General features: G+C 62.3%; 28 protein-coding genes. 23 read left to right on the plus strand and 5 right to left on the minus strand.

All coding sequences use genetic code 11. The annotated features are described in order from the left end of the window. Positions 1 to 146: 146 nt before the first annotated feature. Positions 147 to 1,127: an IS5 family transposase gene (locus tag RHOOR87_RS0112375; protein WP_007509076.1), complete on the minus strand. Its 981-nt coding sequence runs from the start codon at positions 1,125 to 1,127 to the stop codon at positions 147 to 149. A gap of 78 nt (positions 1,128 to 1,205) precedes the next feature. Here RHOOR87_RS0112375 and RHOOR87_RS0112380 point away from each other — a divergent pair, with 78 nt between their 5' ends. Further along, entirely contained in the window at positions 1,206 to 2,840 is a 1,635-nt protein-coding gene (locus RHOOR87_RS0112380) for a glycosyltransferase family 39 protein (protein WP_027485181.1), read from the plus strand. Positions 2,841 to 2,897: 57 nt separating this feature from the next. Here RHOOR87_RS0112380 and RHOOR87_RS19215 read toward each other — a convergent pair whose 3' ends face one another. Next, positions 2,898 to 3,206: a hypothetical protein gene (locus RHOOR87_RS19215; protein ID WP_043795550.1), complete on the minus strand. Its 309-nt coding sequence runs from the start codon at positions 3,204 to 3,206 to the stop codon at positions 2,898 to 2,900. Next, positions 3,203 to 4,366, minus strand: coding sequence for a site-specific integrase (locus RHOOR87_RS0112385; protein ID WP_027485182.1), 1,164 nt, complete (start codon positions 4,364 to 4,366; stop codon positions 3,203 to 3,205). Before RHOOR87_RS0112385 ends, RHOOR87_RS19215 begins: the two co-directional genes overlap by 4 nt. Positions 4,367 to 4,533: 167 nt before the next feature. Here RHOOR87_RS0112385 and RHOOR87_RS19220 point away from each other — a divergent pair, with 167 nt between their 5' ends. The 3 genes from RHOOR87_RS19220 to RHOOR87_RS0112400 all read left to right on the plus strand — a co-directional run bounded on the left by RHOOR87_RS19220 (position 4,534) and on the right by RHOOR87_RS0112400 (position 8,718). Further along, positions 4,534 to 4,968 (plus strand): DNA-binding protein, encoded by a 435-nt coding sequence (locus RHOOR87_RS19220; protein WP_231381786.1) that lies wholly within the window; start codon positions 4,534 to 4,536, stop codon positions 4,966 to 4,968. A gap of 141 nt (positions 4,969 to 5,109) precedes the next feature. After that, complete coding sequence (locus RHOOR87_RS0112395) at positions 5,110 to 8,043, plus strand: Tn3 family transposase (protein ID WP_008209282.1); 2,934 nt, start codon at positions 5,110 to 5,112, stop codon at positions 8,041 to 8,043. 39 nt (positions 8,044 to 8,082) lie between these two features. Beyond that, complete coding sequence (locus tag RHOOR87_RS0112400; RefSeq protein ID WP_008209284.1) at positions 8,083 to 8,718, plus strand: hypothetical protein; 636 nt, start codon at positions 8,083 to 8,085, stop codon at positions 8,716 to 8,718. Positions 8,719 to 8,798: 80 nt separating this feature from the next. On the opposite strand, the gene merR is transcribed toward RHOOR87_RS0112400, so the two are convergent. Next, on the minus strand, positions 8,799 to 9,206 hold the full coding sequence (merR, locus tag RHOOR87_RS0112405; protein ID WP_008209286.1) for an Hg(II)-responsive transcriptional regulator: 408 nt from the start codon (positions 9,204 to 9,206) through the stop codon (positions 8,799 to 8,801). 65 nt (positions 9,207 to 9,271) lie between these two features. Here merR and RHOOR87_RS0112410 point away from each other — a divergent pair, with 65 nt between their 5' ends. The 14 genes from RHOOR87_RS0112410 (at position 9,272) to RHOOR87_RS19230 (ending at position 19,027) form a co-directional block, all read left to right on the plus strand. Next, entirely contained in the window at positions 9,272 to 9,865 is a 594-nt protein-coding gene (locus RHOOR87_RS0112410) for a hypothetical protein (RefSeq protein ID WP_153021737.1), read from the plus strand. A 111-nt stretch (positions 9,866 to 9,976) separates the two neighbouring features. Next, on the plus strand, positions 9,977 to 10,198 hold the full coding sequence (locus RHOOR87_RS0112415) for a (2Fe-2S)-binding protein (protein WP_015447712.1): 222 nt from the start codon (positions 9,977 to 9,979) through the stop codon (positions 10,196 to 10,198). Between the two features lie 216 nt (positions 10,199 to 10,414). Continuing rightward, entirely contained in the window at positions 10,415 to 10,699 is a 285-nt protein-coding gene (locus RHOOR87_RS0112420; protein WP_015447711.1) for a DUF2282 domain-containing protein, read from the plus strand. A gap of 11 nt (positions 10,700 to 10,710) precedes the next feature. After that, positions 10,711 to 11,583, plus strand: a complete 873-nt coding sequence (locus RHOOR87_RS0112425) for a DUF692 domain-containing protein (protein WP_015447710.1) — start codon at positions 10,711 to 10,713, stop codon at positions 11,581 to 11,583. After that, positions 11,558 to 12,307, plus strand: a complete 750-nt coding sequence (locus RHOOR87_RS0112430) for a DNA-binding domain-containing protein (protein ID WP_015447709.1) — start codon at positions 11,558 to 11,560, stop codon at positions 12,305 to 12,307. Before RHOOR87_RS0112425 ends, RHOOR87_RS0112430 begins: the two co-directional genes overlap by 26 nt. An 85-nt stretch (positions 12,308 to 12,392) precedes the next feature. Next, on the plus strand, positions 12,393 to 12,755 hold the full coding sequence (gene merT, locus RHOOR87_RS0112435; RefSeq protein ID WP_015447708.1) for a mercuric ion transporter MerT: 363 nt from the start codon (positions 12,393 to 12,395) through the stop codon (positions 12,753 to 12,755). A gap of 19 nt (positions 12,756 to 12,774) precedes the next feature. Continuing rightward, on the plus strand, positions 12,775 to 13,053 hold the full coding sequence (gene merP, locus RHOOR87_RS0112440; protein WP_015447707.1) for a mercury resistance system periplasmic binding protein MerP: 279 nt from the start codon (positions 12,775 to 12,777) through the stop codon (positions 13,051 to 13,053). 19 nt (positions 13,054 to 13,072) lie between these two features. Then, positions 13,073 to 13,480: an organomercurial transporter MerC gene (gene merC, locus RHOOR87_RS19225; protein ID WP_015447706.1), complete on the plus strand. Its 408-nt coding sequence runs from the start codon at positions 13,073 to 13,075 to the stop codon at positions 13,478 to 13,480. A 298-nt stretch (positions 13,481 to 13,778) separates the two neighbouring features. After that, positions 13,779 to 15,503 (plus strand): mercury(II) reductase, encoded by a 1,725-nt coding sequence (gene merA / locus RHOOR87_RS0112455; RefSeq protein WP_015447704.1) that lies wholly within the window; start codon positions 13,779 to 13,781, stop codon positions 15,501 to 15,503. Between the two features lie 16 nt (positions 15,504 to 15,519). After that, positions 15,520 to 15,885 (plus strand): mercuric resistance transcriptional repressor MerD, encoded by a 366-nt coding sequence (gene merD / locus RHOOR87_RS0112460; RefSeq protein ID WP_008214502.1) that lies wholly within the window; start codon positions 15,520 to 15,522, stop codon positions 15,883 to 15,885. Continuing rightward, positions 15,882 to 16,100 carry a broad-spectrum mercury transporter MerE gene (merE, locus tag RHOOR87_RS0112465; RefSeq protein ID WP_008214504.1) on the plus strand — a complete coding sequence of 73 codons (219 nt, stop codon included), beginning with the start codon at positions 15,882 to 15,884 and terminating at the stop codon, positions 16,098 to 16,100. Before merD ends, merE begins: the two co-directional genes overlap by 4 nt. 72 nt (positions 16,101 to 16,172) lie before the next feature. After that, positions 16,173 to 16,565 (plus strand): group III truncated hemoglobin, encoded by a 393-nt coding sequence (locus RHOOR87_RS0112470; protein WP_231381787.1) that lies wholly within the window; start codon positions 16,173 to 16,175, stop codon positions 16,563 to 16,565. Positions 16,566 to 16,576: 11 nt separating this feature from the next. Further along, positions 16,577 to 17,932, plus strand: a complete 1,356-nt coding sequence (locus tag RHOOR87_RS0112475; RefSeq protein ID WP_008214509.1) for an NAD(P)/FAD-dependent oxidoreductase — start codon at positions 16,577 to 16,579, stop codon at positions 17,930 to 17,932. A 216-nt stretch (positions 17,933 to 18,148) separates the two neighbouring features. After that, positions 18,149 to 19,027, plus strand: coding sequence for a CBASS cGAMP-activated phospholipase (locus RHOOR87_RS19230; RefSeq protein WP_231381788.1), 879 nt, complete (start codon positions 18,149 to 18,151; stop codon positions 19,025 to 19,027). 42 nt (positions 19,028 to 19,069) lie between these two features. On the opposite strand, the gene RHOOR87_RS0112485 is transcribed toward RHOOR87_RS19230, so the two are convergent. Beyond that, positions 19,070 to 20,077 carry a DNA-binding protein gene (locus RHOOR87_RS0112485; protein WP_027485184.1) on the minus strand — a complete coding sequence of 336 codons (1,008 nt, stop codon included), beginning with the start codon at positions 20,075 to 20,077 and terminating at the stop codon, positions 19,070 to 19,072. A gap of 168 nt (positions 20,078 to 20,245) precedes the next feature. On the opposite strand from RHOOR87_RS0112485, the gene RHOOR87_RS0112490 reads away from it, so the two are divergent. The 5 genes from RHOOR87_RS0112490 to RHOOR87_RS20795 all read left to right on the plus strand — a co-directional run bounded on the left by RHOOR87_RS0112490 (position 20,246) and on the right by RHOOR87_RS20795 (position 25,801). Beyond that, positions 20,246 to 21,409, plus strand: a complete 1,164-nt coding sequence (locus tag RHOOR87_RS0112490; protein WP_027485185.1) for a site-specific integrase — start codon at positions 20,246 to 20,248, stop codon at positions 21,407 to 21,409. Further along, on the plus strand, positions 21,406 to 21,714 hold the full coding sequence (locus RHOOR87_RS0112495) for a hypothetical protein (protein ID WP_027485186.1): 309 nt from the start codon (positions 21,406 to 21,408) through the stop codon (positions 21,712 to 21,714). Before RHOOR87_RS0112490 ends, RHOOR87_RS0112495 begins: the two co-directional genes overlap by 4 nt. A gap of 112 nt (positions 21,715 to 21,826) precedes the next feature. After that, entirely contained in the window at positions 21,827 to 22,156 is a 330-nt protein-coding gene (locus RHOOR87_RS0112500) for a hypothetical protein (RefSeq protein ID WP_027485187.1), read from the plus strand. A 577-nt stretch (positions 22,157 to 22,733) separates the two neighbouring features. After that, entirely contained in the window at positions 22,734 to 24,521 is a 1,788-nt protein-coding gene (locus RHOOR87_RS0112505) for a copper resistance system multicopper oxidase (RefSeq protein ID WP_027485188.1), read from the plus strand. Beyond that, positions 24,518 to 25,801 (plus strand): copper resistance protein B, encoded by a 1,284-nt coding sequence (locus RHOOR87_RS20795; RefSeq protein WP_027485189.1) that lies wholly within the window; start codon positions 24,518 to 24,520, stop codon positions 25,799 to 25,801. Before RHOOR87_RS0112505 ends, RHOOR87_RS20795 begins: the two co-directional genes overlap by 4 nt. Position 25,802 lies beyond the last annotated feature (1 nt).

The following is a 25,802-nucleotide window of genomic DNA, read 5'->3' on the forward strand; positions in this document are numbered from 1 at the left end:
AGGGATGCTCTGATCAATGAAGTTCGAAACAGCCGTCCAGACGGCCGTGCCAAAACTTCCGGTCTTGTTACATAGAAAGATGACTTTTGAGCAGTTCCAGCACTGTCACGGTGCCGTTTTGCGCCGAATCACCATGATTGGGTGCCTCACGGGCGCACCTCCCCTACGGAAGTCAGCAACGTTCGCCGTGCCATCCAAAGATTTGAGAGTGCGAACAACGTCAGTACCTGCGCGGTGTTCTTGAATAGTCCCTTGAAACGCACTTTTTGATAGCCGAACTGGCGCTTCACCACCCGGAACGGGTGCTCTACCTTGGAACGAACCGCTGCCTTCATGTGTTCGGTGTGCTTCACCGCTTCCTTCAACTCACCTTCGGGCATCGCCTTGACGCTGCCGCGTTTGGCAGCGATGTACCAAGTGCGACCGCGCTTGGCTGCTCGCTTCTCGGCACCCTGGTAACCGGCATCGGCGTACACCGTCTTCTCTTTGCCGTGCAGCAGCTTGTCTACTTCCGTCACGTCACCCACGTTTGCTGGTGTGGTGGTCACCGTGTGCACCAAGCCCGATTCAACGTCCACTCCGATGTGCGCTTTCATGCCGAAGTACCACTGCTGGCCTTTCTTCGTCTGATGCATTTCGGGGTCGCGCTGCTTGTCGCGGTTCTTCGTCGACGACGGAGCCTGGATGATCGTGGCATCCACGATAGTGCCCTGACGCAAGAGCAAGCCCTGTTTACCGAGGTAGGAGTTCACCGTTTCGAGAATCCGAACCGCCAAGCCGTGCTGTTCCAGAAACCGGCGGAATTTGAGAATCGTTGTCTCATCCGGGATCGCCTCCTCGTTCAACTCCAACCCAGCGAAGCGCCGCATTGACTCGATCTCATACAGCGCGTCTTCCATCGCAGGATCGCTCAGCGCATACCATTGCTGCATGAAGTGGATGCGCAGCATGGTCGCTGCTGGCATGGGCGGTCGGCCACGTCGGCCAGACGTCGGATAGGCGGGTGCGATCAACGCCAACAGCGCTTCCCACGGCACCACCTTGTCCATCTCTCCAAGAAATTTCTCCCGCCGCGTCGGCTTCTTCTTGGACTCGAAACTGAGCGAGGCAAAGGAACGTTGCTTCATCGACGGGTGCTTCCTGAGGTCTGTCGCTATGATGCCGCAGATCGGGAATAAATCAGAGCATCCTTAGCTGGTTGTCTTATGTCATTCCGTTCAAACCGTTTCGACGCGCTGCGCATGCTGTGGCCCTGGCTCCCCCTGTGGATGGCTGTCGCGTTGGTCGCGATCTTCATGCACGGCCCGATGCCGATGTATTCCACCCGTACGCTCGCGGTGGCGTGGGACATGTGGCATCGGCACAGCTTCATCGTGCCATCCCTCAACGGCGCGCCTTACAGCGACAAACCGCCCATGCTGTTCTGGCTGATTCATGTGGGATGGGCTGTCGGAGGCGTGGGCGACGTCTGGCCCCGTGTGCTCGAAGTTTTGATGGGGGCTGTCGAGTTGGTGCTTGCCACCGTGCTCGCACATCGTTTGTTCCCCGAACGCGCGGCGGTCGCGCGAACGACTCCATGGGTGTTATTCGCCTTCAGCTATGCGTTCTTGTTCGGCCTGCAAACCATGTACGAAGTGCTGCTTGCCGCCAGTGTTCTTGGTGCCTTGGTCAGTCTTGCCCCGAGCTCGCGTCGTGAAGCGCCTTGTTTCATCGGATTCGCACTGGCGATCGGCGTGGGGTTGCTTACCAAAGGCCCGGTGATGCTGTTGCACGTCGCCTTTCCCTGGTTACTGGGTCCACTGTGGAATGACTGGGCGCGGCGTGAATCACGGCGGTGGTACGCCGGCGGTCTGCTCGCTGTACTGACCGGATGCGGCATGCTGCTAGCGTGGGCGCTCACGGCCGCCTCGATCGGTGGCCCCACCTATCGCGAGCAATTGCTGTTCCACCAGACGGCAGGGCGCGTGGTGGAAGCGTTCGCGCATGCGAAACCGCTCTGGTGGTACCTGCCGCTACTGCCGCTGTTGGTGTTTCCGTTCGCGCTATGGCCGAGGCTGTGGTTCGCACTAGGGGCCCTGCGGCGTCCGTTCGAACCAGGACTGCGTTTCGTGTTCGCTTGGCTGGGTCCGGTGTTACTGGTGTTCTCGCTGATCAGCGGCAAGCAGCCGTATTACCTGTTGCCGGAATGTGCGGGTTTCGCCTTGCTGTTCGCCGCCGCCGTGGCTCGGAAACATGCTCCTCCGGGAAGGAGCCGTTGGCTCGGTCCGTGGCCGTTGGCATTCTTGTCCGTGGGAGCTGGTCTGTCCCTGTTTGCACTTCCGCAGCTCATTGCGCGCGGGGTAGTCCGTGATCCGCAGCTCGCCACGCTGGGGGCTTTCAGCAGCGCGTTCGGCGTGTTCTATATTTTGCTCGGTGGCCTGCTTCTGCCAAGAAGGGGCGAGTTGCACCGCATTGCTTTGGTGGGCCTTGTGGGTGCCGTCGCCGCCAACGGTCTATTCACGCTCACCTGGTGGCCGGCTTTCGATCTCAAGCCGGCGGCGGTGTTACTGGCACGTGCCGAAGCTCAGGGCAGACCCATCGCCAATGTGGAAACGTACGACGGTCAGTTCGACTTTCTGGGCCGATTGACACGGCCCATGACGCAGCTGTCCGAAGGCGAGTCGGTGCAAGTGTGGGCAAAGGCACATCCCCGAGGATGGATCGTGAGCTACCCAGCCACGGTGACATCTCTCGATCGACGTATAGCTCTTTATGTACAGCCGTTTCGTGGCGTGTGGTTGACCATATGGCCAGCCAGCGAATTGGCCGCCGGCCGCGAAGGCCTGCCGAAGGCGAACTAAACAACCGCACCCTTTGGACGAATTTTCCAACTGAACCCGGTTGAAAAAAGCACGCTATCAAATTTTCAAATAATCATCACACGCGGTGATGAGTTCTCGCAGTGTCGGCTCATCCGCATCAGGACGGGCCGCCAGCAGGGCGCGAAGTTCCCCAATCTGTTTATTGTCTGGAATCAGTTCGGACGGACTTTCCCACATCCAGTCGATCACGATCGGCAAAAGTTGGGTGGCAGACAACGTGGCCACTTCATGCCGGGTGGGTACATACATGCCCGCCCGAAAAACGGGGCTATCCAGCCCATGACTTTCCCTGGCCGCCTTGAAAGCACTGGCGGGCATGCCGAAACGATCGTCGGGGTCAGTCATGGCAGGTCTCCTTCTCTTTGCTGCGAGGCGTCGGCTCGCGTTCTCGTTGTGCTTGCATGCCGTGAATCTTCTTCTGCGTGGAGGTAAATCGATGTCGTGCCGATCGAGCTGTGGCGAAGATTCTGCTGGATGTGGTGGATCGGTGTTCCGTCTTCGGCCTGATGCGTGGCGGCCGTATGCCGTAGCCAATGAGTCGACGCCCGCCGCACTCGGGAGGCTTTGGCGGCATCTTCCTTTTGGAGCGTATCCGCAACATGCCGGAAGGTGGCCTTGACGATCTGATAGATCGCCGTGGGAGTGAGCGCAGAAGCGCGGCCGGCGATCCCCAGAATGGCCGGTATCTTGCCATTGTCGGCCGGCGCGGGCGGCAACCCATGGAAGCCGCGATAGCGCGCGAAATCCTCCATGAGATGGTCGCTGAGGGGGATCTGACCCTCGACGCCGCCTTTGCCCACGACATGGAGCCACCACCGACCACGAACGCGCTGGAAATCGCTCTCGCAGGCCGCGGCGGCCTCGGAAGCCCGTAAAGCCGTTTCGTACAGGAAACGCAGTACCCAACGAGCGCGTTCGTAGCGTTGGCAATCCCGGTTCGTCGACCGTGGCCAACCGTCGATGCTGTGAAGCACGTCGTCCCAAAGGGATCGGTCCAGATAGCGCTCGATAGCACGGGGCATCCCGCGACGCGCCCGTCGCCGCTGCAGCACAAACGGACTGCCGGCGAGATAGCCGGCGCGTACGAGATAGTTGAACAGCCCTGCGAGGATGCCCAAGGCCTGACGTCGGCTGCGCTCGGCCAATGGTCCCGTGAACAGGCGCCGATGCTCACCACGACGGGCCAGACTGTCGTCGCACCAAGTGGCGGGCGGATGGCAGAGAAATGCTTCGTAGGCGATCACATCCTCGCGGGTGAGGCTCGACACCGGCTTGCCACGTATTTGCGTGGCCCAGAGCAGCAGCCGTTCTGCCTCCTTGCGGTAGCTGCGAAAGGTATGGGGCGAGTCGTGATATTCCGCCAGCCACAGGCCGATCGCCGCCACGTCGTCATTGGCCGCAATCTGTCGGGCCACGTTCGCCGGAGCACGGTTGGTTCCGGCGCATCCCGACAGGACAGGAGGCAGGGCCTGGGGTACGGCGAGGCTCAAAGGATGTTCAGTCATGCTTTCCGATGTCCAATGCCGCGGGACCACCAGCGTACTGCTGAATTACTTTCGATTATAGGGATTATCATAACTTTCTTGATTTAATCATTACACATATAACGTAATACTATGATATACATGATTCATATCCTGCGAAATTGACCCGCCAGCAACTGAGAATGCCCATGAGCCGTGTCAGTGATACCCGCCAACGTACCCGCGAAGCCGCTGCCCAGCTCGTTGTCGGCGGCAAACGACCCCACGAAATCACGGTCGACCAGATCTATACGGCCATCCAGCAGGGCAGCCGCACGACGATCAATGACGAGTTGAAGCTGTGGAAGGACGAACGTACAAAAGCGGACGCCCTCGGCGCCGATCTCCCGGCCGCTGTGGCCGATGCGATGCGCACCCTGTGGGTGTCCGCTGTCGAGCAGGGCGAAGCGGTATTTGCCGAACAGCGGGGCGCCTTGGAGACCGCTTTGGCGGAGGCCGAGCAGCAGCGGAATGCAGCCCTGCAAACGCGCGCCGATGCCATGGAGATGGCGACAGCACTGACCGAACAGTGCGAAACACTTCGACATGAAGTTGCCGCGCAGCAAGGTGTCACCTTGTTTTAGGTGCAAATAGTAACGCTTAGCCTCGTCAAGCAACTCTTTGATTTGACGGGGAATAATGTAGGCGCCCGGGAAGCAATCTTCATAAAATCAACAGTTTGCTGTTAGCCTCAGATCTTCTCCACGGAAAGGCCGGAGGTAGGCATGCAGTACTGGCAGGCGCCGTATCTTGGGCTGCGCACCATTCCCAAGGAGCTCAATCAGTTCGAGCTCCATGCCTTCTTCACTTACTCGGCCAAGGAACGGCGCGTCATTCTCGCCAAGCGCGACGCGCTGCACCGGCTGGGCCTGGCGTTGCAGATCGGCTTCATCCGGATGACTGGCAGCGTGCTTGCGGCCGTCAAAGTAGTCCCTGCCGAGCTATGGGCACATCTAGGCAAAACGCTGGAGATCACGACGCCGGATATTGCCTCGCTCCGCTCGCTATATCGCCGCCGGCCGACCTTGTTCGCGCACCAGAACGCCGCCATGGAAACGTTGGGTTTTGGTCGCATGTCCGAACACCAGCGCCGTGCCCTGGTGCGCTACCTGCGTGTCGAGGTGCTGTCCGAGTTCGATCGTCATCGTTTGAAAACACACGTCAAAACGTGGCTGTACGAGCACGGCATCCTCATTGAGGGCGAGCGCCCACTGAAGAGCGCCATCGATGTCGCGCTAAAGCTGGCCGAGGATGAACTCGGCACCGTGCTGCAGAAGGACGCCCCTTTCACTGTCCTCGATGCGTGGGTGCGGGCCTGCGACGAACCCCATCGCTCTGGTCTTTCCTTTCAGGAATGGCTTGCGCAAGCACCACGCCGGCAGTCGCTCCCCCAGATTCGCGAACAGTTCGAGCGGATCCAATACCTGACCCAACTCGGTGTGGCCGCACACCCCATGCCTTCCGTGTCGGATCACATCAAGCGCCATTACGCCCAGGCGATGGCAGATCGGCCACCCGCGGCGAGTAAGCGTATTGCGGCAACGCGCCGGACCATCGAGGTCGCCTGTTACCTGCAGACGGCGCTGTGCACCGCCACGGACCGGGTGCTGGCCATGACGCGCCAACACGTAGCCGATCTTTGGGGCAACGGGATGCGCGCCGTGGTCCAATCCGCCGAGGCGCGTGCGCGCACGCTGACCACCTTTGCGAAGGAAGTCCGCGAGCTGGCCCTCGATCGCTCCCTTCGCGAAGAGGATCTGCGTGCGGCGATTCTGCGTGCGGTGGAACAGGTCGGCGGCGGCAAGAAACTCAGCCGAGCGCACCTGACCCGTGAACAACTCCTCCTCAAAAACAACCGCCACTCGCGCTCGCTGTTGAAAATGCTGTGTGCGCTTCCCTTTGAGAGCGTGGCGCCGCACCCGGTTCGTCAGGCGCTGGACGCCTTGCGCGAGATCTATCTGCAGCGCAAACCAGCACTGCCCGAGGCGATACCGGTTCACCTCGGCAAAGTGTGGGACGACATGCTGGCAAATCCCGACCGGCAACGTGCCCTGCAGGCCTTCGAGGTGGCGACGCTGCTGGCGTTACGCCGTGCCCTGAAGAACGGCAGCGTGTATGTCGCGCACAGTTTCAGCTTCCGCAGTCGCGAAAGCATGCTGATTCCGTCCGCGGAATGGACCAAGAGCAAGACGCATCATTACGCGCGCTTGAAGCTGCCCCGCGACGCGAAGGAATTCACCGGTCCGCTGGTCGAGGAAGTGTCCAAGCAGCTCCAGCACCTGAGTGAAGCCGCGCAGGCTGGCGACGTCACCGTGGACAGAGACGGTGTGCACTTGCCCAAACTCCCGGCGGAGGACGTGCCGGAAGCCGTGATGGTGCTTCGGGATGCCCTGATGGAGCGCATGGGAGCGGAAGAGCTGCCGGGCGTCATGATGGAAGTGGACAGCCACACCCGCTTCAGCTGGACGCTGCTGGGCCGCGAGCCGCGCTCGATCGATGAGTTGCGCTTGGTGTATGCCGGTCTTCTTGCGCACGGCACGGCATTGTCCGCCGCCGATACGGCGCGCATGATGCCGGGCCTCTCCGCGGATGCCGTCAATCAGAGCATGCGTTGGATCGCCCAAGAAAAGCGCTTACGGGAAGCCAATACCGCCGTCTTCGAGTACATGCACAGCCACCCCATTGCCGAATCCTGGGGACGCGCCGATCTGGCGTCCGCGGACATGATGAGTCGTGAAACCGTCAAGAGCAGCCCCCTGGCACGTCGCGACCCGCGCACGAAGAAGAAGTCGATTGGCATCTACACGCACATCCATGACCGCTGGGGCATCTTTCACGACCAGCCCGTCGTGCTCGGCGAACGGCAACAGGGTGTGGCCTTGGAAGGGGTCCTTCGCCAAAGCACGGTCACGATCAACCAATTGGCGGTGGATACGCACGGTCAAACCGAATTCGGCATGTTCTTGGCGAAAACGGTGGGAAAGGATATGTGCCCACGGCTGCGTGATGCCAGCGCACACAAGCTGTATGTGACCCCGGCGATGACGGTGCCCGAGGGGCTGCGCAGCGTGATCGCCAAGAACCGAGCGCATCCTGAGAAGGTGGAGCCCGTATGGGATGAATGGGTCCGCATGGCGGCCTCCACCCATGTCGGCAAAGCGAGCGCGGTCGACATCCTGTCCCGCTTCGGCTCCGCCGCGGCCGGTGAGCAGTTGTACGACGCGGGCGTCCAGATCGGCCGATTGCTACTCACGCTCTATCTGTGCCGCTGGTTCACGCTACCCGACTTCCGCCGGGAAATCCTGCGCACCCTCAATCACGGGGAACGTGTCCATGTGCTGGAGCATGCGCTGGAAACGGGCAAGGTGCCGCGGCATCAGATGAGCCACAACGCGCGCCTCCGAAGTGTCTCCTCCGCCATCACGCTGTTGAGCAACATCGTCATGGCGTGGACCACGGCGCGCATGCAGCAATCGCTCGCGACCTTGCCCGCCGACATCGCAGCCCTCGCGGTGCCCGAGAACCTGCGCCATATCGCGCCGATCCAGGAGCGTCTCGTGAATTTTCGCGGGCTGTTCCTGTTCCCGGTCGAGCGGTACATGGCGCGGTTGCTGCCCACCCTGCAGCCGGTCAGGCCGGTGCTGCGGAACATGCGTTAACGTCGTTGGAAGCCGCCACGCGTTCGCACGGAATCCCGCATGACCTCCCAACGCAAATCGCCCGCCGAAGCGGCTGCCGGATTAAAGCTGCCACCGGATGTGTCCTTTCACCGCGACCCTTTGCCGGACGGTATCGCCTACGTCTTTCGGCACGCCGAACTGGGGGAGTTGGGACGCCTGCGCGTCACAGGTACCGCGTCCGGCGAAACCTGCGTGGTCACCGACATCGCCGGCGACGAACGGGAGGCGATGTTTGCCCAGCGGCGCGCGATATTGGAACCCCTGTCGCACCAGATCGTGACGGCGCTGGAGTCCATTCGCGGTCCGAGCAGTACGCCACCACCACCCTTGGCGGCAAAGCACTCGCTGCCCGGCGGCACCATCCCCGTCGAAGAAGTGCGTTGCGACCGCTGCGGTGCATGGGTGGCTTTGCTGGTGTTTGCCGAAGGCGCCACCGATCATGGTCGGTTCGAAGACGTCGCGCGGCAGATGTACCCGCACTACGCGGTCACCACGGTGCCGACCTACATCATTGGTCCCGAGCAAGGCAGCACGCCCGCCAATTTCCGAGCCGCCATCCTGAAGGTATGGCCGCAGCGCGAACCGATCACGACGTTGACCCCTGACCAGTTTCGGTCGCGCATCACGCGGCTGCTGACGGGGCATTGCCGATAAGCCGGCGAACAGCTTGCCTTCATGTCCGGCTGATCCACCAAAGAGTGCGCCAGGCTGTCAGGCGTCGCCGGCAGGACGTCTCAACGGCCATGCAGGGAGGCGATGAGGGGGCAGGTAATGGTGCCGCGATGCGAATGACATTGCGCGACCAATCGAGCCAGTACGGTTTCCATGCGCTTGAGGTCTTTCAGGCGTCCCCGCACGTCGGCCAGGTGCTGCGCGGCGAATTGTGCCGCCTCACTGCAATGGGTGCCGTCCTCCAGGGCGAGCAACTGTGCGACTTCGTCGAGGCTGAAGCCCAAACGCTGCGCTGACTTGATGAATTTCACACGAGCGACATCGGTATCACCATAGCGGCGGATGCTGCCATAGGGTTTGTCCGGTTCCGGAAGCAGCCCCTTGCGCTGATAAAACCGGATGGTTTCCAGGTTGACCCCCGCGGCTTTGGCAAACGCACCGATGGTCAGTTGTTCCGATGGCTTCCCCATACCCATTGACTCCGTACATGACTACGGACATAGCGTACACCCACCTCACCCCCTGGGAGACGTTCGTGTTCATTCACTTCTACACGGTGCCGCTCGTGTGCGAGGCGGTGCCGCAGATCGGTTGCGGGTGCCTTGCCAAACCCGTTTTGGCACGCCTGGAGGTTCATCCTGATATTGCAGAGGTTTGGCTGCACCATCGCGGTGACGTGATCGCGATCAAATGGCTGCGTGAGCTTCGGGTCGACCAGCAGGTCGGCCTCCTGCGTGCTGCCCTCGGCGGTGACAGCCAGGTTGCTTTGGTAGCTGCCACGACGGCGTCGGCGTTGCTTGCCACATTTCCGAACCCTTCATACTGGTACCGGCGCGAGACGGTCGATCAGCTCAGTCAGGAGGAGGCGCACACCATGGCCGCCCGTCTCGTCCAGCGGCTGTCGCAAGCACGCGTTCCGTTGCCCGATGGGGCCGCGCTGCAATGCGATCTCGCGTGTGCGCTGCTAGAGGTTCTTGTGGCAGACGAGGCCTTGCCTATCGAAGCTCGACTTGCCCGGCTACTCGGGGTGGCGCGAAACACATTCCAGCAGCATCTCGGACCGAACGCGCTGCCGCAGCTGGAGGCGTGGTTGACGCCCGCTGCGCTCCTGCCCGAGGCCGCGGGTTGACGTGCCGACTTCGCGTCAGATCGTGGGTACGACTCCGTGCTTCAGGACCGACATCTGCGATCCGCCGCGTCTCAGGCTACGACAGGACGGCTCCGCCACGCGAGTTGGATCATGACTGACGTTTGCGTGTGCCACAGCGTGACCGAGGAGGACATTCGCCACGCGGTGGTGGCCGGGGTGCGCAGTTTCGAAGCATTGCAGTGGCTCACCGGCTGCTCGGGTGGCTGCGGAGGCTGCGAGCAGGAAGCACGCCAGCTGCTAAGCGACATCATCACGGAAATCGCATGCGCACATCCGACCTTCCATCTCAGGCCGAGCCACGATGGGCAGTAGGACGTCGGTCAAGGCTCCCGCGGTCTTGGCAATCCACGCTTGATGTCGTACCGAAGTACGGCAGTAGGCTCTGCGCCATGGGCGGAGATTGACCGGACGCGCGGTTCGAAGATGAGGATGGCTGCTGGTCGACACGGGAAAGTTTCTGCATGGGTTACCGATTGTCATTTTCAAAGAAGGCCAGAGTGTTTCTGGCCACGTACTGGAGAGTTGAGAATGAATACCGCATCGATTCTGAAATCCGTTCTGGCGGGAGGACTCACGTTGGGTCTGACCACAGTCGCAGCGGCCGCAGGCATGCAGAGCAAACCGATGTCAATGAGTCATATGGAGAAGTGTTACGGCATCAACGCTGCGCAGAAGAACGACTGCAAAGCAGCAGGCCACTCCTGCGCCAGCCAGGACACCAAGGCCCGCGATCCAAACTCTTTCGTCGCGGTGCCCAAGGGCTTGTGCGAGAAGATCGACGGCGGCAAACTCGAACCGGCACAGAAGGGCTGAGCAACACCACGATGCACGACGCGAGCACGCTCGCGGCGCCACCGATCTCGGCTCCTTCTGGAGTCGGGATCGGTCTGCGTGCGCCACACATGCAGCGGGTGTTGAGCGAACGTCCGCGCGTGGCGTGGTTCGAGGTGCACAGTGAGAATTTGTTTGCCGACGGCGGAGCACTGCATGCGGCGATCGAGCATGTGCGCGCCGACTATCCGCTGAGCCTGCACGGTGTCGGCCTCTCGCTGGGATCAGCCGACACATTCGACGACGAGCATCTGGCGACGCTGTGTGCGCTGGTGCAACGCTTCGAACCGGGGCTGGTCTCCGATCACATTTGCTGGGGCGCGATCGGCGGCATCCACCTCAACGACCTGCTGCCGCTACCGTTCACCCGGGAGGCGCTGGACCTGATAGTGACGCGCGTGCAGCAGGTGCAGGACGCGCTGGGCCGCGAGTTCCTGGTCGAGAACGTTTCCAGCTATCTCACGTTCCAACACGCCGAGATGAGCGAGTGGGAGTTCGTCGCCGAATTGATACGTCGCAGTGGCTGCGGCCTGTTGCTCGACGTCAACAATGTCTACGTCAACAGCGTCAATCACGGCTTCGACGCGCATGCCTATCTGCGTGCGATGCCGCGCGCGGCGGTGCGCGAGATCCACTTGGGTGGATTTATTCGCAAGACCGATCTCGCGGTACCGCTATTGATCGACAGCCACAGCCGGCCGGTGGATGCCGAAGTCTGGGCGCTTTATGCCGGGGCACTGGATCTGTTCGGCCCCGTACCCACCCTGATTGAGTGGGATCAGGACATCCCCGAACTTGAGGTGTTGCTGGCGGAAGCCGGCCGCGCGGAGGCCCTGCTCAATGGTCACCGCACCCACATTGCTTGAGTTGCAACGCGGTTTCGCCAACGCCGTGCTCGATCGCGGCAGTGACCTCGCGCAGTGGGTTGTCGGTGCCGGCCTCGCCCCCGCTGCACGGTTGCAGGTGTACGGCAACGCCATCGCCAGTACGCAGATCGAAACGCTGCGCGCCACGTACCCCGCGGTGCAAGCGCTGGTCGGCGAGGCCTTCTTCGAGGCCGCAGCGACGCGCTATCGCCTGCATCATCCGTCGACGCGCGGCAACCTGCAGGCGTTCGGCGGCGCCTTCGCCGCGTTTCTGGCCACGATGCCCGAAGCGGCAGCACTTGCCTATTTGCCTGATGTGGCGCAGTTGGAGTGGCTACGCCAGCAGTCCGCACTGGCCGCTGAAGCATCGCCACTGGCTCCGGCCACGCTCGATGACACGACATCGTTGTCCTGGCGGTTGCATCCCAGCGTGCGCCTGCTGGGCAGTACGCATCCGGTGCTGACGATCTGGCGTTACGCCACCGCCCCCGAAGGCGAGCGGCTGCAGCTGGATGGTCGCGGCGAACAGGTCGTGTTGTGGCGTGACGGCGGCGAGGTGGCGATGACCGTGCTGGACGCAGCGAGCTTCGCCTGCATCGCCGCGCTGATCGATACGCGTGATCTGGAGGCCGCGTATGCGGCGGCTCGGGCCATCGACGGAGCATTCGATCTCGCGGTTTGTCTGCGCAGTCTGCTGAAGCACCAACTGATTGCAGCGGGTTGACGCTAAAAATTCTTGCGCTTGACTCTGTACCTAAGTACGCGAATAGAGTGCTCCCATAGTCGCCCCCATCCACGCAGAGCCCTCCATGAAAAATACCCAAGTCGTCAAGAAAACAGGTTCCGGCGCTCTTCTGGCCGGGGGTATCACCGCACTACTGGCGTCGACCTGTTGCCTTGGTCCCCTGGTCTTGGTCGCCCTTGGGTTCAGTGGCGCCTGGATCGGCAACCTGACTGTGCTTGAGCCGTACCGCCCGTACTTTATCGGTGCAGCGCTGATCGCGATGGTCTTCGCCTGGCGACGCATCTACCGGCCTGCTACGGCGTGCGCGCCTGGTGACGTCTGCGCTGTGCCGCAGGTCAGGACCACCTACAAAGTCTTGTTCTGGATCGTCGCAGCCCTGGTGCTCGTGGCGCTGACCTTTCCCTATCTCGCCACGCTGTTTTACTGACCCGTCGGAGGATCCACCCATGAAGAAACTTGCCGCTCTCATCGTCCTTGCCACCGCCATTTCCGCGCCTGCCTGGGCGGCTACGAAGACCGCCACCCTGTCGGTGTCCGGTATGACGTGTGCCGCATGTCCCATCACCGTCAAGAAAGCGCTGTCCCAGGTTCCCGGTGTCGAAAAGACCGAGATCCTGTTCGACAAGAAGGAAGCCGTTGTGACCTTCGATGATGCCAAGACCAGCACCCGGGCACTCGTCAGCGCCACGACGGATGCGGGCTACCCCTCCACCGTTAAGAATTGAAGCGCCCGAGGTCATTCCCATGTCTCTCACTCCACTCACACGCACCGCCGACAAAGCGGGCGTAATCGGGGCCATCGTCACAGCGATGGGATGCGCTGCTTGCTTTCCTGCACTCGCCAGCCTGGGCGCCGCGATCGGATTGGGCTTTCTGAGCCAGTACGAGGGCGTATTCATCCATTACTTGCTGCCACTGTTTGCGATGGTCGCCTTGCTTGCCAACGGGATCGCCGGCTTCCGTCATCGGCAGTGGTTACGCATGGCCCTTGGCGTGATCGGACCGGTCTTGGTGCTGATCGGGGCCTTGCGCATGGCGGCGTGGCTGCTCTATCCCGGGCTGGTCTTGATGGTCGCGGTATCCATCTGGGATCTGGTATCGCCGCCGGGAAAGGGGCACCGCGGTGCGAAGCGAGACGACGCCTGCTGTTGAACACTCACCCCACCTTCCGCGGGTGGAGATGTGGGATCAAACCCCGTGGAGTACCGGCGTTCGTTGGATCACCCTATCGGAGATGACACCCATGAAAGCATGGCTGAGTGCCAAGAAAACCGACCTCATCACGGCCGCGATCGTCATCGGCATCGTGCTTTTGTTGATCGTCGTGGTGCCCTATTGCTGCTAACGGAAGGTGCCGTCACTGCGATGGTTGATGGGGCCCTCTATTGATTCAACGGTGTGCCGCTCTGCTTCGAACCGAAGCGACACGCGTTCATTTGCCAGGAACATCATGAACGAACAAACCCTCTCTGTGATCGGCATGACGTGCGCCGATTGCGCCCGACATGTTGAAAAAGCGCTCCGGGCGTTGCCTGACGTCGTCGCCGCTGACGTCGCCTACCCGCAAAATGTGGCGCACGTCCGTAGTACCCAGCCATTGACGGTGGAGCAACTCAACGCGGGTCTGCCGCAAAACTACCGGATCGCCGCCGCCTCGGCACCGCAAGCCGACACACTCGCGCGCAAGTCCTCCATGCTCGACCAGGCCTTGGGCTCGCTGGGTGGTTGGTTCAAGCCGCGTGGCGATGTCGACCGCACGCCCACCGCTTCGGAGCAGCGACTGCACGTTGCTGTCATCGGCACGGGCGGCGGGGCCATGGCGGCAGCGCTGAAGGCCGTTGAACTCGGCGCCCGGGTGACCGTCATCGAGCGCGGAACCGTCGGTGGTACCTGCGTCAATATCGGCTGCGTGCCGTCGAAGATCATGATCCGCGCCGCGCACGTGGCCCACCTGCGTCGAAGCAGTCCGTTCGATGACGGCATCTCCAGTACGGGGCCGGTGGTTCGGCGTGACCGACTGCTCGCCCAACAGCAAGGTCGTGTCGACGAACTGCGTCACGCCAAGTACGAGGGGATTCTCGATACCAACCCCAACATCCAGCTGCTGCGTGGCGAAGCGCGTTTCAAGGACGCACACACGCTCGTCGTCACGTCGACGACGGGGCGTGGTGAATCGGAGGTGTCTTTCGATCGCTGCCTGATCGCCACGGGTGCCCACGCGGCGGTGCCGCCCATCCCCGGCTTGAAGGACACCCCGTATTGGACGTCCACCGAGGCATTAGCCAGTGACGCGATTCCGCCGCGGCTCGCCGTCATCGGCTCGTCAGTGGTTGCGGTGGAATTGGCGCAAGCCTTCGCGCGGTTGGGCAGTCACGTCACCATCTTGGCGCGCAGCAGCTTGTTCTTTCGCGAAGATCCGGCCATCGGCGAGGCGATCACGGCGGCGTTCCGTGCCGAAGGCATCGAGGTGTTGGAGCACACCCAGGCCAGCCAAGTTGCCCATGCCAACGGTGAATTCGTGCTCACCACCGGGCACGGCGAAGTGCGTGCCGATCGGTTGCTGGTGGCCACGGGCCGGACCGCCAACACGCGTGACCTCGCGCTGGAGGCGGCGGGTGTTGCGGTGAATGCTCAAAACGCCATCGTGGTCGATCGCGGTATGCGAACCAGTGCGCCGCACATCTATGCTGCGGGCGATTGCACCGACCAGCCGCAGTTCGTCTACGTGGCGGCCGCCGCCGGTACACGTGCCGCCATCAACCTGATGGGGGGCGAGGCGACCTTGGATCTCACCACCATGCCGGCGGTGGTGTTCACGGAGCCCCAAGTCGCGACCGTAGGCCTTAGCGAGGCGGAAGCGCACCTGCAGGGTATCGAGACGGATAGCCGCACACTTTCACTCGATAACGTGCCGCGGGCGCTCGTCAATTTCGACACCCATGGCTTTATCAAGCTGGTGGCCGAAGCGGGTAGCGGCCGGCTCATCGGGGTGCAGGCGGTGACGCCGGAAGCCGGCGAGATCATCCAGGCGGCCGCACTGGCGATCCGGGCGCGCATGACCGTGCAGGAGCTTGCCGATCAGTTGTTCCCGTACCTGACGATGGTCGAGGGCCTGAAACTGGCGGCACAGACCTTCACCAAGGACGTCAAGCAACTTTCCTGCTGTGCCGGATGAGGAGACGGGGTGTTCGATGAACGCCTACACCGTGTCACAGCTGGCTAAAGACGCCGGCGTGAGCGTGCATATCGTGCGTGACTACCTGGTGCGCGGGCTGCTGCATCCGGCCGCGCGCACCGATGGAGGTTATGGCGTGTTCGACGCGAACGCCCTGCACCGGCTTTGTTTCGTGCGGTCCGCGGTCGAGGCAGGGGTCGGCCTGGACGTCGTGACGCGACTGTGCCGGTCGCTGGATGCATCGAATGCCGATAAGACGGTGATGTGCCTGGCAGAGGTAGGCGGAATCGTCGATGAGCGGCGGCAGGCATTGGTGGGGTTGGAGGCGCAATTGAGCGCGCTGCGGGCAGAGGTTGGTCGACACGAAGAGGCACGGCGATGAACGGTCACGAGCGCAAATCCATCACGGGTTACCTGTGGGCCGGGCTGGCTGTGCTGACGTGCCCGTGTCACCTCCCGATCCTGGCCGCGCTCTTGGCGGGTACGACGGCCGGCGCCTTTTTCAGTGCGCACTGGGTCATCGCGGCACTGGGGTTGATCAGCTTGTTCGGGCTATCCGTGTGGCGGGCGATACGTGCGTTTGGAGGACGCGTATGAGCGGTTTGATGCACGGCCGGCTTGAATTCGTCGAGGGCCGATCGGACGCATCCGCATGCCCTTGAGCGCCAGGTGAAAACGATCGCCATGGATTCGCGTGAACTGAACTCACCGGAGGCCATTGCCGACTTCGTGGACGCCTTTTACGCCAAGGTGAGGGTTGATGCCGCGCTTGGACCGATCTTCAAAGACGTTGACCTGCAGCAACATATACCAAAGATTCGCGCGTATTGGCGCAAGATGCTGCTCGGTGACCATGAGGGCTATCGACGCAACATGATTGCCCAGCACATGGCGCTGCACACGCGACATTCCTTGCACCACCACCACTTTCAGCGGTGGTTGGCGTTATTTGTGGCAACCGTGGACGAGCAATTCCGCGGGCACGCCGCCATCCAGGCCAAGCGCCTTGCGTCCACGATCGCTGTCAACCTCGAAGCGCTGCTCGACGTCCGTCGGAAGTAAAGGAGCATGGCATGAACCCAAATGAGAGTTTCGACCTGATCGTGATCGGGGCCGGTACCGGCGGTACGGGCGTCGCCCGCATGGCTGCGGCGGCAGGCTGGAAGGTCGCCGTGGTCGATAGCTTGCCTTATGGCGGTACGTGCGCCTTACGCGGGTGTGACCCCAAAAAAATGCTGATCGCCGTGACCGAGGGCGTCGACTGGGCGCGCAACTTGAAAGGCAAGGGGCTTCGGGCGCAAACCGCTGTCGATTGGCCCGACATGATCGCTTTCAAGCGCAGCTTTACCGACCTCATGTCAGGTCGGATCGAAGCCGGGATGCAGCGGGCCGGTGTCGTTCCCCTGCATGGCCAGGCCCGCTTCACCGGACCAAACACGATTGAAGTGAATGGCGAACTCCTGACCGCTCGGCATTTTCACCTTGCCACCGGCGCCCGGCCGATGACCTTGAATATCCCGGGCGAAAACCTGCTGATCACCAGCACCGACTTCCTCGAATTGCCGGAGCGGCCGGACAGGGTCGTCTTCGTCGGCGGCGGATTCATCGCGATGGAATTTGCCCACATCTGCAAACGCGCCGGCTCAAGGGACGTCACGGTACTAGAAATGATGAAGCGCCCGTTGGGCAATTTCGACCCCGACATGGTCGGCATGCTTTCCGAAGCGACCGCCGATCTGGGCATCGACCTGCGGACCGAGGCCAGGGTGTTGACGATCGAGCAGGACGGCGCCGGGTTCATCGTGACCTATGAAACGCCGCAAGGCACCCAGACCATTGCCTGCGACAGGGTGGTGCATGCCACCGGGCGCGTGCCCAACATCGAGCATCTCAACCTGGACGCCGCGGGCGTGGCCTACGGCCGTAAGGGCATCCAAGTCAGTCCCTTCATGCGCACGACCAACCCGGCGATCTTCGCGGCCGGCGACTGCGCGGACAGCGGCCCCAATCTCACCCCGGTCTCGGCCAACGAGGGCCGGATCGCGGGCAAGAACCTGCTCGCCGGAAAAGACGAGCGCGCGATCCACTACCCGCCGATCCCCAGCGTCGTCTTCACGCTTCCGCCCGTGGCGTCCGTCGGGCTGTCCGAAGACGCGGCACGCGAGCAGGGGCTGGACTTTGACGCGCATTTCGAGATAACCGCGCAGTGGTATTCCTCCCTGCGCGTGGGCGCGCGACACAGCGCCTACAAGGTGTTGGTCGAGAAAGGCAGCGGGAACATCCTGGGCGCGCATCTGATCGGCCCCGGCGCCGAGGAACAGATCAATCTGCTCGCCATGGCCATGGGCGCTGGACTGACGGCGAACAAGCTCAAGGGCATCATCTTTGCCTATCCCAGCTATGCCTCGGACATCAGTTCGATGGTGTAGCAGGCGCGCCAAGCAAAAAGTCCGCACGGCGTGTAGCTTTCCTGACGTGACCTAGTGCAGCACCTCAACCCACGCGAGGCGCATAACGAACTCGTCAAGACAAGGGCAGCCTTCGCGTTTCCTCTCATGCATCGAAGAGTCCAAGCCAGCACACCCTCTGCCATGCATTTAGCGCAACCCCCATCGCCTCGTGCCGGTACCGCCCGGTTGTTTTCGGTGCTCACCCTGGATGGGGACGGCGCCCGCGGTTATTTGACACTCAAGATTCTCGAATGCGTCGAAGCGTATTTGAATACGCTGACTGATAACGCGCTGCCGCTGGGGGCGCGTTTCGACCTCATCTGTGGTACGTCGACGGGCGGGATCATCGCACTGGCGCTGGCACTGGGCCGACCGGTGAGCGAGATATCCGCCCTGTATGAAAGACACGTGCCGCGCATCTTCGGTTCAACGATGCGGCGCTTCGGGTGGATGAGAAATTTCCGCCCCCGTTACCGCAGCGACGCCTTACGCGAGGCGATGCATGCGTTCTTCGGCGACCTCACCTTAGGCGCGGTGCAGACGGATGTCTGCGTCACCGCGGCCTCGCTGACCAATGCACGACCCCATCTCTTCCGCAGCGATTACGCGAAGCCAGGCCCATGGCGTGGCGAAGATCGTCTCGCCGATCTGGCATTAGCCACCTCGGCGGCGCCAACCTTCTTCGCCGCCCACGCGACGGAACGCCTGAGCGATCTCGTCGATGGTGGGCTCTACGCCAACAACCCCGCGCTACTCGGTGTGGTGGAGGCGTTCCAGTTCAGCCGCCCGAGTCGGCGCGGTATCGCGCCGCCTCACGACCTTGGTGCCACGTGCCTGGCACAACTGGCCGTATTGTCGATAGGCACCGGTGAGCAATGTGCCATGCCCTATACCCCAGAACGCTTGCGTAACGGCGGTTTGCTGGCCTGGGGTGCGCACTTCCACAACGTCATCGACGAAAGCCAGTCGCAGTACACCAATCTGTTGGCGGCGGGCCTGCTGGGTACCGCCTACCACCGCATCAACCCGCGTCTGGATTTTCCGATGGCCATGGATGGGGTCGTGCCCGGATAAGGGTAAAATTGGGTCATAAGCCTCAAACAAGGCTTACGCGTCTCACTTCTTGCCCTGTTTCTTCCGAGGCGTTGCTGGCGACTTCCGTTCGTCCAGCAGCGTACTGATACGCGACTCGGCGGTGATAGCCCGAGTTTCGAGCGACTGCATCGCCGTTCCCAAACCTTCCAATTGCCCGCGAGCTGCGGCCAGTTCGATGGCCATGCGATCGCGATCCGCGACAGCCGCGGCCAATGCCCCCAAGCGGGTATCACGCTCGGCCAGTTCACGACGGTGATGTCCTGCTTCGGTGCGCAGCTCCGCCAAACTGGCTTGTTGTCGCTCCAGTCGTTCTCGCGTTTTGACCATCTGCTGTTCTGCGCGCCGCTGGCCTTCGCGAGCTGTATCGATCTCCTGCAGCATGCGGGCTTGGGCGGCCTCCAGCCGCTCGTTCGCTGTATCACGTTCGACCTGAAAAGCCGCATCCCGGCTCGCAATCACGGCTTGGAATTCTTCGGCCTGGTCAGTTTGCGCTTGACGGATGCGTTCGATCTGTTCGGCGGTGTCGGTCTGGAGTGCGATGAGTTTCTGCTGCAGTGCCTGGCCATCCTGAAGCGCTTGATTCTTCGCGGTGGCCTCGAACTCCACTCGCGTTTGCAGCGTGGTGATCTGCTGTCGAAGTGTTTCGCACTGTTCGGTCAGTGTCGTTGAGGTCGCCAATGCGTCGTCGCGCGCCTGCGTAACCGTAGCGTGCTGCTGCTCCGCATCTGCCACGGCAGCTTCCAAAGTGCTCCGCTGTTCGGCGAACACCACCTCGCCCTGTTCGACGGCCACCACCCACAGGGCACGCATGGCGTCGGCCACAGCAGCCGGGAGATCAGCACCGAGCGCATCGGCCTTCGTACGTTCGTCCTTCCACTGCTTCAGCTCGTCATTGATCGTCGTACGGCTGCCTTGCTGGATGACGGCGTAGATCTGGTCGACGGTGATTTCGTGCGGCCGCTTCGCACCGGCAACGAGTTGGGCGGCGGCTTCACGGGTACGCTGACGGGTATCGCTGACACGGCTCATGGCAAATTCCCAGTCGCTCGGAGGGTCAATTTCGAAGGATAAGAGAATGTATATCATAGTATTACGTTATATACGTAATGATTAAATCAAGAAATTTACGATAACTCCTATAATCGAAAGTCTTTTGGCAGTACGCTGTGTTTTCCGTGGCGTCGGACATCGGAAAGCATGACTGAGCCTGCAGTGACCCTTTTGGCGTTGCCCCAAGCCTTGCCGCCCGCCCTGTCGGGAGGTGTCGGCACCAACCGCGCACCGGCCAGTGTGGCGCGGCAGATCGCCGCCAACGACGACGTGGCCGCGATCGGCCTGTGGCTGGCGGAATATCACGACTCGCCGCATACCTTCCGCAGCTACCGCAAGGAGGCCGAGCGATTGCTGCTTTGGGCCACCCAAGTGCGTGGCAAGCCGGTGTCCAGTCTCACCCGCGAGGATGTCATCGCCTATGAGGCGTTTCTTGCCCAGCCACCGGCGACCTGGTGCGACGCCGGTCTCGCCCGTCGCGGTGAGCATCGGCGACTGTTCATCGGGCCGCTGGCCGAGCGCAGTCGCCGGCAGGCCTTGGGCATCCTGGCGGGGCTGTTCAATTACCTCGTGCGCGCTGGCTATCTCGCGGGCAGTCCGTTTGTGCTGCAGCGCCGACGGGCACGCCGCGGCCCCCGCCGCACGATCGAACGCTACCTGGACCGTGCCCTCTGGGACCAGGTGCTACGCGTCGTCGACGGCTGGCCACAGACAACTGCGCGGGAACGGCAGCGCTACGAACGCGTTCGCTGGATCCTTCGCTTTCTCTATGAAACCGCCTTGCGGGCCGCCGAAGCCGCGGCCGCCAGCGAGGGCGATTTTCAGCCTATTCGTGGCCGGTGGTGGCTGCATACCGTGGGGAAAGGCGGCGTCGAGGGCACGATTCCCCTAAGCGACGGTCTCATGGAAGACTTTGCACGCTATCGGCGCTTCCATGGACTGCCGGCGTTGCCTTCGGGCGACGGCACAGCCCCGGCCATTCTGGGCATCGCCGGACGGTCTTCCCCGCTGACACCCACGGCGGTCTACCAGATCGTCAAGGACACCTTCCGGCGCGTGGCCGACGAGCTGCAAAAGCACGATGGTGCCCAAGCCGCGCGGGTGCGGCGGGCCTCGACCCATTGGCTGCGGCATACGGCCGCCACGCACCAGGCCGAGGACGGCACCCCGATCCACCACATCCAGCAGAATCTGCGTCACAGCTCCATTGGTACGACCTCGATCTATATTCATGCGGAAGAGGATGCGCGACATGCCAGCACCACGAAGCCACGCATCGAGCCATCGGTGTCCCACGGAGACGTGCCATGACTGACCCCGACGACCGCTTTGGCATGCCAGACAGTGCGTTCAAGGCCGCCCGGAAAAGCCACGGCGTGAATAGCCCGGTTTTTCGGGCGGGCATGTATGTCCCGACTCGGCAGGAAGTAGCTACCCTTTCTGCCGCCAAACTCCTCCCGATCGTGGTCGACTGGATGTGGGAAAGCCCGTCGGAGTTGATCCCGAACAACGACCAGATTTCGCAGCTTCGCGCGATACTTCTGGCGCGTACCGATGCCGGCGAACCCGAGGTACGCGAACTCATTGTGGCCTGTGAGGATTATTTAAAGGTGTAACCACATTGCCCGTAGCAAAGTGGACAATCGGCCGGAATTTCAACTTGCGTACACACAAATGGGCACACGCTCGACACTGTTGCGTTTGGCAACTCATCGTTGGGACAGCCATATGACTACTTCACGCAAATCACTACTTTCGACGCTTGGCTCTCTGGCGCTCGCATTGGCCCTCAGTGGCGTCGCCGTGGCCCAAGACAGCACGCCCACAAGCGGCATGGACAAGATGGGTGCGATGCACTCGGACATGAAGGGCATGCACGACAACATGATGGGCATGCACATGATGCCGGCGACGGTGACGGCGGCCGATACGAAGACCGGCGTGGTTGATGTGACGACTGAGGGCATGGCCTTGAAGGTGCATTTCCCACCGTCCGCCATGGCCAGCCTGAAGGCCGGCGACAAAATCACCTTGCATATGGGTTTCAGCAAGCCGTGAATCCCCTGAACCCACCTCCAGAGTTGAGGGTGTCAGGTCACACGGGTAAGCTCCCCCTATGACCTTCTCGCTACGTCTGCTTGCTCGTTCACGTCGCCTTCGGGCGATGGGCGTGTTGGCGTGGCTGATGCTGGTCATCAACTCATTGGCCGCTGCACCGATGGGCATGACGGGAGGTCCTCACTCCCATCCCATGCACGCAACGGTCGCGGCGGTCAGTGAACACTGTCACCACCATGTGGCCGTCAAGGCATCCCGATCCTGTTGCGACGATCAGGCCGGTTGCTGCGGTGGCATGACGGGACACACCTGCAATTGTGCCGCGATGTGCAGTACCACGTTGCCACCCGGACCAGCAGTTGCCCTGATCTCGACTGCGATCACCGCCCGCTACGCCTTGCCGCTGCCCAGCAGCGCGCCTTCGTTGAATACCGCCCCTCCGTTGCGACCACCGGCGGTCTGACTCTCCCTCGTTGCTAATGAGCTTTGCGTTCGATCGTCGCGTGTCGGCGATCGCAAGCAATCGGCTGTGATCGGTATCGGTAATGTTCGATATCACCTGCCTTGGAGAGATCCCATGAACTTGTTTTCCCCGCCCCCGGCGGATCTGTCGCGGCGTCGTTTCGTGCAAGGCGTGGCCATCGGCGGTGCCGTAGCCGGCCTGGGCCTGCTGCGTCCTTCGAATGCCTGGGCGCTGACCAGCCCCGGCCAGCCCACCGTGCTGAGCGGCACCGATTTCGCACTCGATATTGCCGAAACACCGGTCAACTACACCGGCGCCACGCGTCTGGCGACCACCGTCAATGGCGGCATCCCGGGTCCAATTCTGCGCTGGAAGGAAGGCACTACGGTGAACCTTCGAGTGACCAACCGGTTACGCGTGCCGACCTCGATCCATTGGCACGGCATCATCCTGCCGTTCCAGGAAGATGGGGTGCCGGGTATCAGCTTCGACGGCATCGCTCCCGGCGAAACCTTTCTCTACCAGTTCAAGGTGCGCCAGAGCGGTACCTATTGGTACCACTCGCACTCGGGCTTCCAGGAACAGACGGGTTTGTATGGCCCGTTGGTGATCGAACCGGCCAGCCCGGATCGCCATCCGACCGATCGCGATTACGTGGTGATGCTCAACGACTGGACCGATGAAAATCCCGAGCGCATCTACGCCAAGCTAAAGAAGCAGAGCGACTACTACAACTTCGCCCAGCCCACGGTGCCGGATTTCTTTCGCGATGTGCGCGAGAAGGGGCTGGGCCAGGCCTTGGCCATGCGCAAGATGTGGAACGAGATGCGCATGAACCCGACCGATTTCGGCGACGTCTCCGGCTACACCTACACCTACCTGATGAACGGTGCGGCGCCGGCGGGCAACTGGACCGGCATCTTCAAACCCGGCGAGAAGATCCGGTTGCGCTTCATCAACGGATCGGCGCAGACGATCTTCGACGTGCGCATTCCGGGCCTGAAGATGACGGTGATCTCGGCCGATGGCCAGGACGTCGAGCCGGTGTCGGTCGACGAATTTCGCATCTCGGTGGCCGAAACCTACGACGTGATGGTCGAGCCGCAGGACGAGCGCGCGTACACGCTGTTCGCCCAGTCGATCGATCGCAGCGGCTACGCTCGCGGCACGCTGGCGCCGCGCGCCGGCATGGAAGCAGACGTGCCCAAGCCCGATCCCATTCAGTGGCTGGCCATGCAGGACATGATGGGTGCGATGGCGATGGGTGATGCCGGTCACGGGAACATGCAAGGCATGTCGGGCATGAGCGGCATGCAGGGCATGCAGGGCATGGCCGGCATGGATCACGGTGCGATGCCGGGCATGGCACCTGCGCCAGCGCCTGTGGTGCGCCACGCCCGCACCGAATACGGCCCCGGCGTGGACATGCATGTGGACATGCCGCGTACCAACCTCGACGACCCGGGCATCGGCCTGCGCGACAACGGTCGACGCGTGCTGACCTACGCCGACCTGCACACCATCGGCGGACCGATCGACGCGCGCGAACCCAGCCGGGAGATCGAGCTGCACTTGACCGGCAATATGGATCGCTTCATCTGGTCGTTCGATGGCGTGAAGTTTTCCGACGCCAAGCCGGTGCATTTCAACAGCGGCGAACGGCTGCGCATCGTGCTGGTCAACGACACCATGATGAACCATCCGATCCACCTGCACGGCATGTGGAGCGAGCTGGAGAATCCCGAAGGCCAGTTCCAGGTACGCAAGCACACCATCAACGTGCAGCCGGCGCAGCGCATCACCTATGCGGTGTCGGCCGACAACCCCGGTCGGTGGGCCTACCACTGCCACCTGCTGTATCACATGGAAGCGGGCATGTTCCGCGAAGTGGTGGTGTCATGAAAATGAATCGCCGCAGCACCTCAGTCGTCCCGCTGCGTTCCGCGTTGCTGGCCGCAATATTGCTGGCGTTGCCACCGGTGGTCACGGCGCAGAGTGCACCCGCGTCCAGCAGCACATCGTCGATGGACATGAGCTCCATGCCAGGCATGGATCACGGCAGCATGTCCGGTATGGCCATGCCGGCTGCTGCGAGCAGCACGGCGAAGCCGGCAACGAAACCGCCTGCCAAGAAAGCCAGGAAGAAACCCGTCGCAGCCCCGCCGACGCCGGCTTCCCACAACATGGATGGCATGAAGGGCATGGATCACAGCAGCATGCCTGGCATGGATCACCGCGCGATGTCGGACATGCCCACGCCCGCCAAACCTGCCGCATCGGCAGCACCCGCCGGCGACATGTCGGGGATGGATCACTCGTCGATGCCCGGCATGAGCCCGGAAGCGATGCAGGGGATGGACCACAGCGGCATGGCCGGTATGGATCACGGCGCGATGCCGAAGAAGGATCAAGGCGACATGACCGGCATGGGTGCGATGCCGGGCATGACGATGGGCCCGATGCAGGGCGGGAGTCCGCCAGCGAATGCGCGCAGCTCCGACTACTCCGACGGCGTCGGCTACGGCTCCATGAAAGGCATGGACATGGCCGACAACGCACCGCTGGGCAGGCTGTTGATCGACCAGTTGGAAGCCTTCCACGGCCGCGATGCCAACGGCCAGAGTTGGGAAGCCGAAGGCTGGTACGGCAACGACGAGAACAAGCTGTGGGTACGCACTGAAGGCGAGCGCAGCCGCGGCAAGCTGGAAGACGGCGACCTCGAAGCGTTTTGGAACCACAACATCGCCACGTTCTGGAGCACTCAGCTCGGCGGTCGCCAGGACGTGGGCGAAGGCCCCAAGCGCACGTGGGCGGCCTTTGGCGTGCAGGGCCTGGCACCGTACTGGTTCGAGGTGGAAGCGACGGGTTACGTCGGGGCTTCCGGTCGTACAGCCGCGCGTCTGCGCGCCGAATACGAAATGCTCTTCACCCAGCGCCTGATCCTGCAGCCGGAAGCGGAGATCAACCTGTACGGCAAGAACGATCCGCAACGCCGGATCGGTAGCGGCGTGTCCGACATTCAGTTCGGCTTGCGTCTGCGCTACGAGATCCGTCGTCAGTTCGCGCCGTACATCGGCGTGAACTGGGTGCGTCGCATCGGCACCACCGCCGACTACGCGCGGCAGGATCATCAACCCGTTCTCGACCGGCAGATCGTGGCCGGCGTTCGCATCTGGTTTTAAG

The organism is Rhodanobacter sp. OR87, assembly GCF_000473345.1.
Lineage (GTDB): Bacteria > Pseudomonadota > Gammaproteobacteria > Xanthomonadales > Rhodanobacteraceae > Rhodanobacter > Rhodanobacter denitrificans.

Bases quoted from the DNA above. Each gene is read 5' to 3' on its own strand.
- RHOOR87_RS0112375 (WP_007509076.1), bottom strand. From the start codon at position 1,127: ATGAAGCAACGTTCCTTTGCCTCGCTCAGTTTCGAGTCCAAGAAGAAG.
- RHOOR87_RS0112395 (WP_008209282.1), top strand. From the start codon at position 5,110: ATGCAGTACTGGCAGGCGCCGTATCTTGGGCTGCGCACCATTCCCAAG.
- RHOOR87_RS0112485 (WP_027485184.1), bottom strand. From the start codon at position 20,077: ATGAGCCGTGTCAGCGATACCCGTCAGCGTACCCGTGAAGCCGCCGCC.
- RHOOR87_RS19220 (WP_231381786.1), top strand. From the start codon at position 4,534: ATGAGCCGTGTCAGTGATACCCGCCAACGTACCCGCGAAGCCGCTGCC.
- RHOOR87_RS0112425 (WP_015447710.1), top strand. From the start codon at position 10,711: ATGCACGACGCGAGCACGCTCGCGGCGCCACCGATCTCGGCTCCTTCT.
- RHOOR87_RS0112415 (WP_015447712.1), top strand. From the start codon at position 9,977: ATGACTGACGTTTGCGTGTGCCACAGCGTGACCGAGGAGGACATTCGC.
- RHOOR87_RS0112430 (WP_015447709.1), top strand. From the start codon at position 11,558: ATGGTCACCGCACCCACATTGCTTGAGTTGCAACGCGGTTTCGCCAAC.
- RHOOR87_RS20795 (WP_027485189.1), top strand. From the start codon at position 24,518: ATGAAAATGAATCGCCGCAGCACCTCAGTCGTCCCGCTGCGTTCCGCG.
- RHOOR87_RS0112385 (WP_027485182.1), bottom strand. From the start codon at position 4,366: ATGACTGAACATCCTTTGAGCCTCGCCGTACCCCAGGCCCTGCCTCCT.
- RHOOR87_RS0112420 (WP_015447711.1), top strand. From the start codon at position 10,415: ATGAATACCGCATCGATTCTGAAATCCGTTCTGGCGGGAGGACTCACG.
- RHOOR87_RS0112380 (WP_027485181.1), top strand. From the start codon at position 1,206: ATGTCATTCCGTTCAAACCGTTTCGACGCGCTGCGCATGCTGTGGCCC.
- merR (WP_008209286.1), bottom strand. From the start codon at position 9,206: ATGGGGAAGCCATCGGAACAACTGACCATCGGTGCGTTTGCCAAAGCC.
- RHOOR87_RS0112505 (WP_027485188.1), top strand. From the start codon at position 22,734: ATGAACTTGTTTTCCCCGCCCCCGGCGGATCTGTCGCGGCGTCGTTTC.
- RHOOR87_RS0112490 (WP_027485185.1), top strand. From the start codon at position 20,246: ATGACTGAGCCTGCAGTGACCCTTTTGGCGTTGCCCCAAGCCTTGCCG.
- merD (WP_008214502.1), top strand. From the start codon at position 15,520: ATGAACGCCTACACCGTGTCACAGCTGGCTAAAGACGCCGGCGTGAGC.
- RHOOR87_RS19215 (WP_043795550.1), bottom strand. From the start codon at position 3,206: ATGACTGACCCCGACGATCGTTTCGGCATGCCCGCCAGTGCTTTCAAG.
- RHOOR87_RS0112500 (WP_027485187.1), top strand. From the start codon at position 21,827: ATGACTACTTCACGCAAATCACTACTTTCGACGCTTGGCTCTCTGGCG.
- merA (WP_015447704.1), top strand. From the start codon at position 13,779: ATGAACGAACAAACCCTCTCTGTGATCGGCATGACGTGCGCCGATTGC.
- RHOOR87_RS0112495 (WP_027485186.1), top strand. From the start codon at position 21,406: ATGACTGACCCCGACGACCGCTTTGGCATGCCAGACAGTGCGTTCAAG.
- merP (WP_015447707.1), top strand. From the start codon at position 12,775: ATGAAGAAACTTGCCGCTCTCATCGTCCTTGCCACCGCCATTTCCGCG.
- RHOOR87_RS0112400 (WP_008209284.1), top strand. From the start codon at position 8,083: ATGACCTCCCAACGCAAATCGCCCGCCGAAGCGGCTGCCGGATTAAAG.
- merE (WP_008214504.1), top strand. From the start codon at position 15,882: ATGAACGGTCACGAGCGCAAATCCATCACGGGTTACCTGTGGGCCGGG.
- merT (WP_015447708.1), top strand. From the start codon at position 12,393: ATGAAAAATACCCAAGTCGTCAAGAAAACAGGTTCCGGCGCTCTTCTG.
- RHOOR87_RS0112475 (WP_008214509.1), top strand. From the start codon at position 16,577: ATGAACCCAAATGAGAGTTTCGACCTGATCGTGATCGGGGCCGGTACC.
- merC (WP_015447706.1), top strand. From the start codon at position 13,073: ATGTCTCTCACTCCACTCACACGCACCGCCGACAAAGCGGGCGTAATC.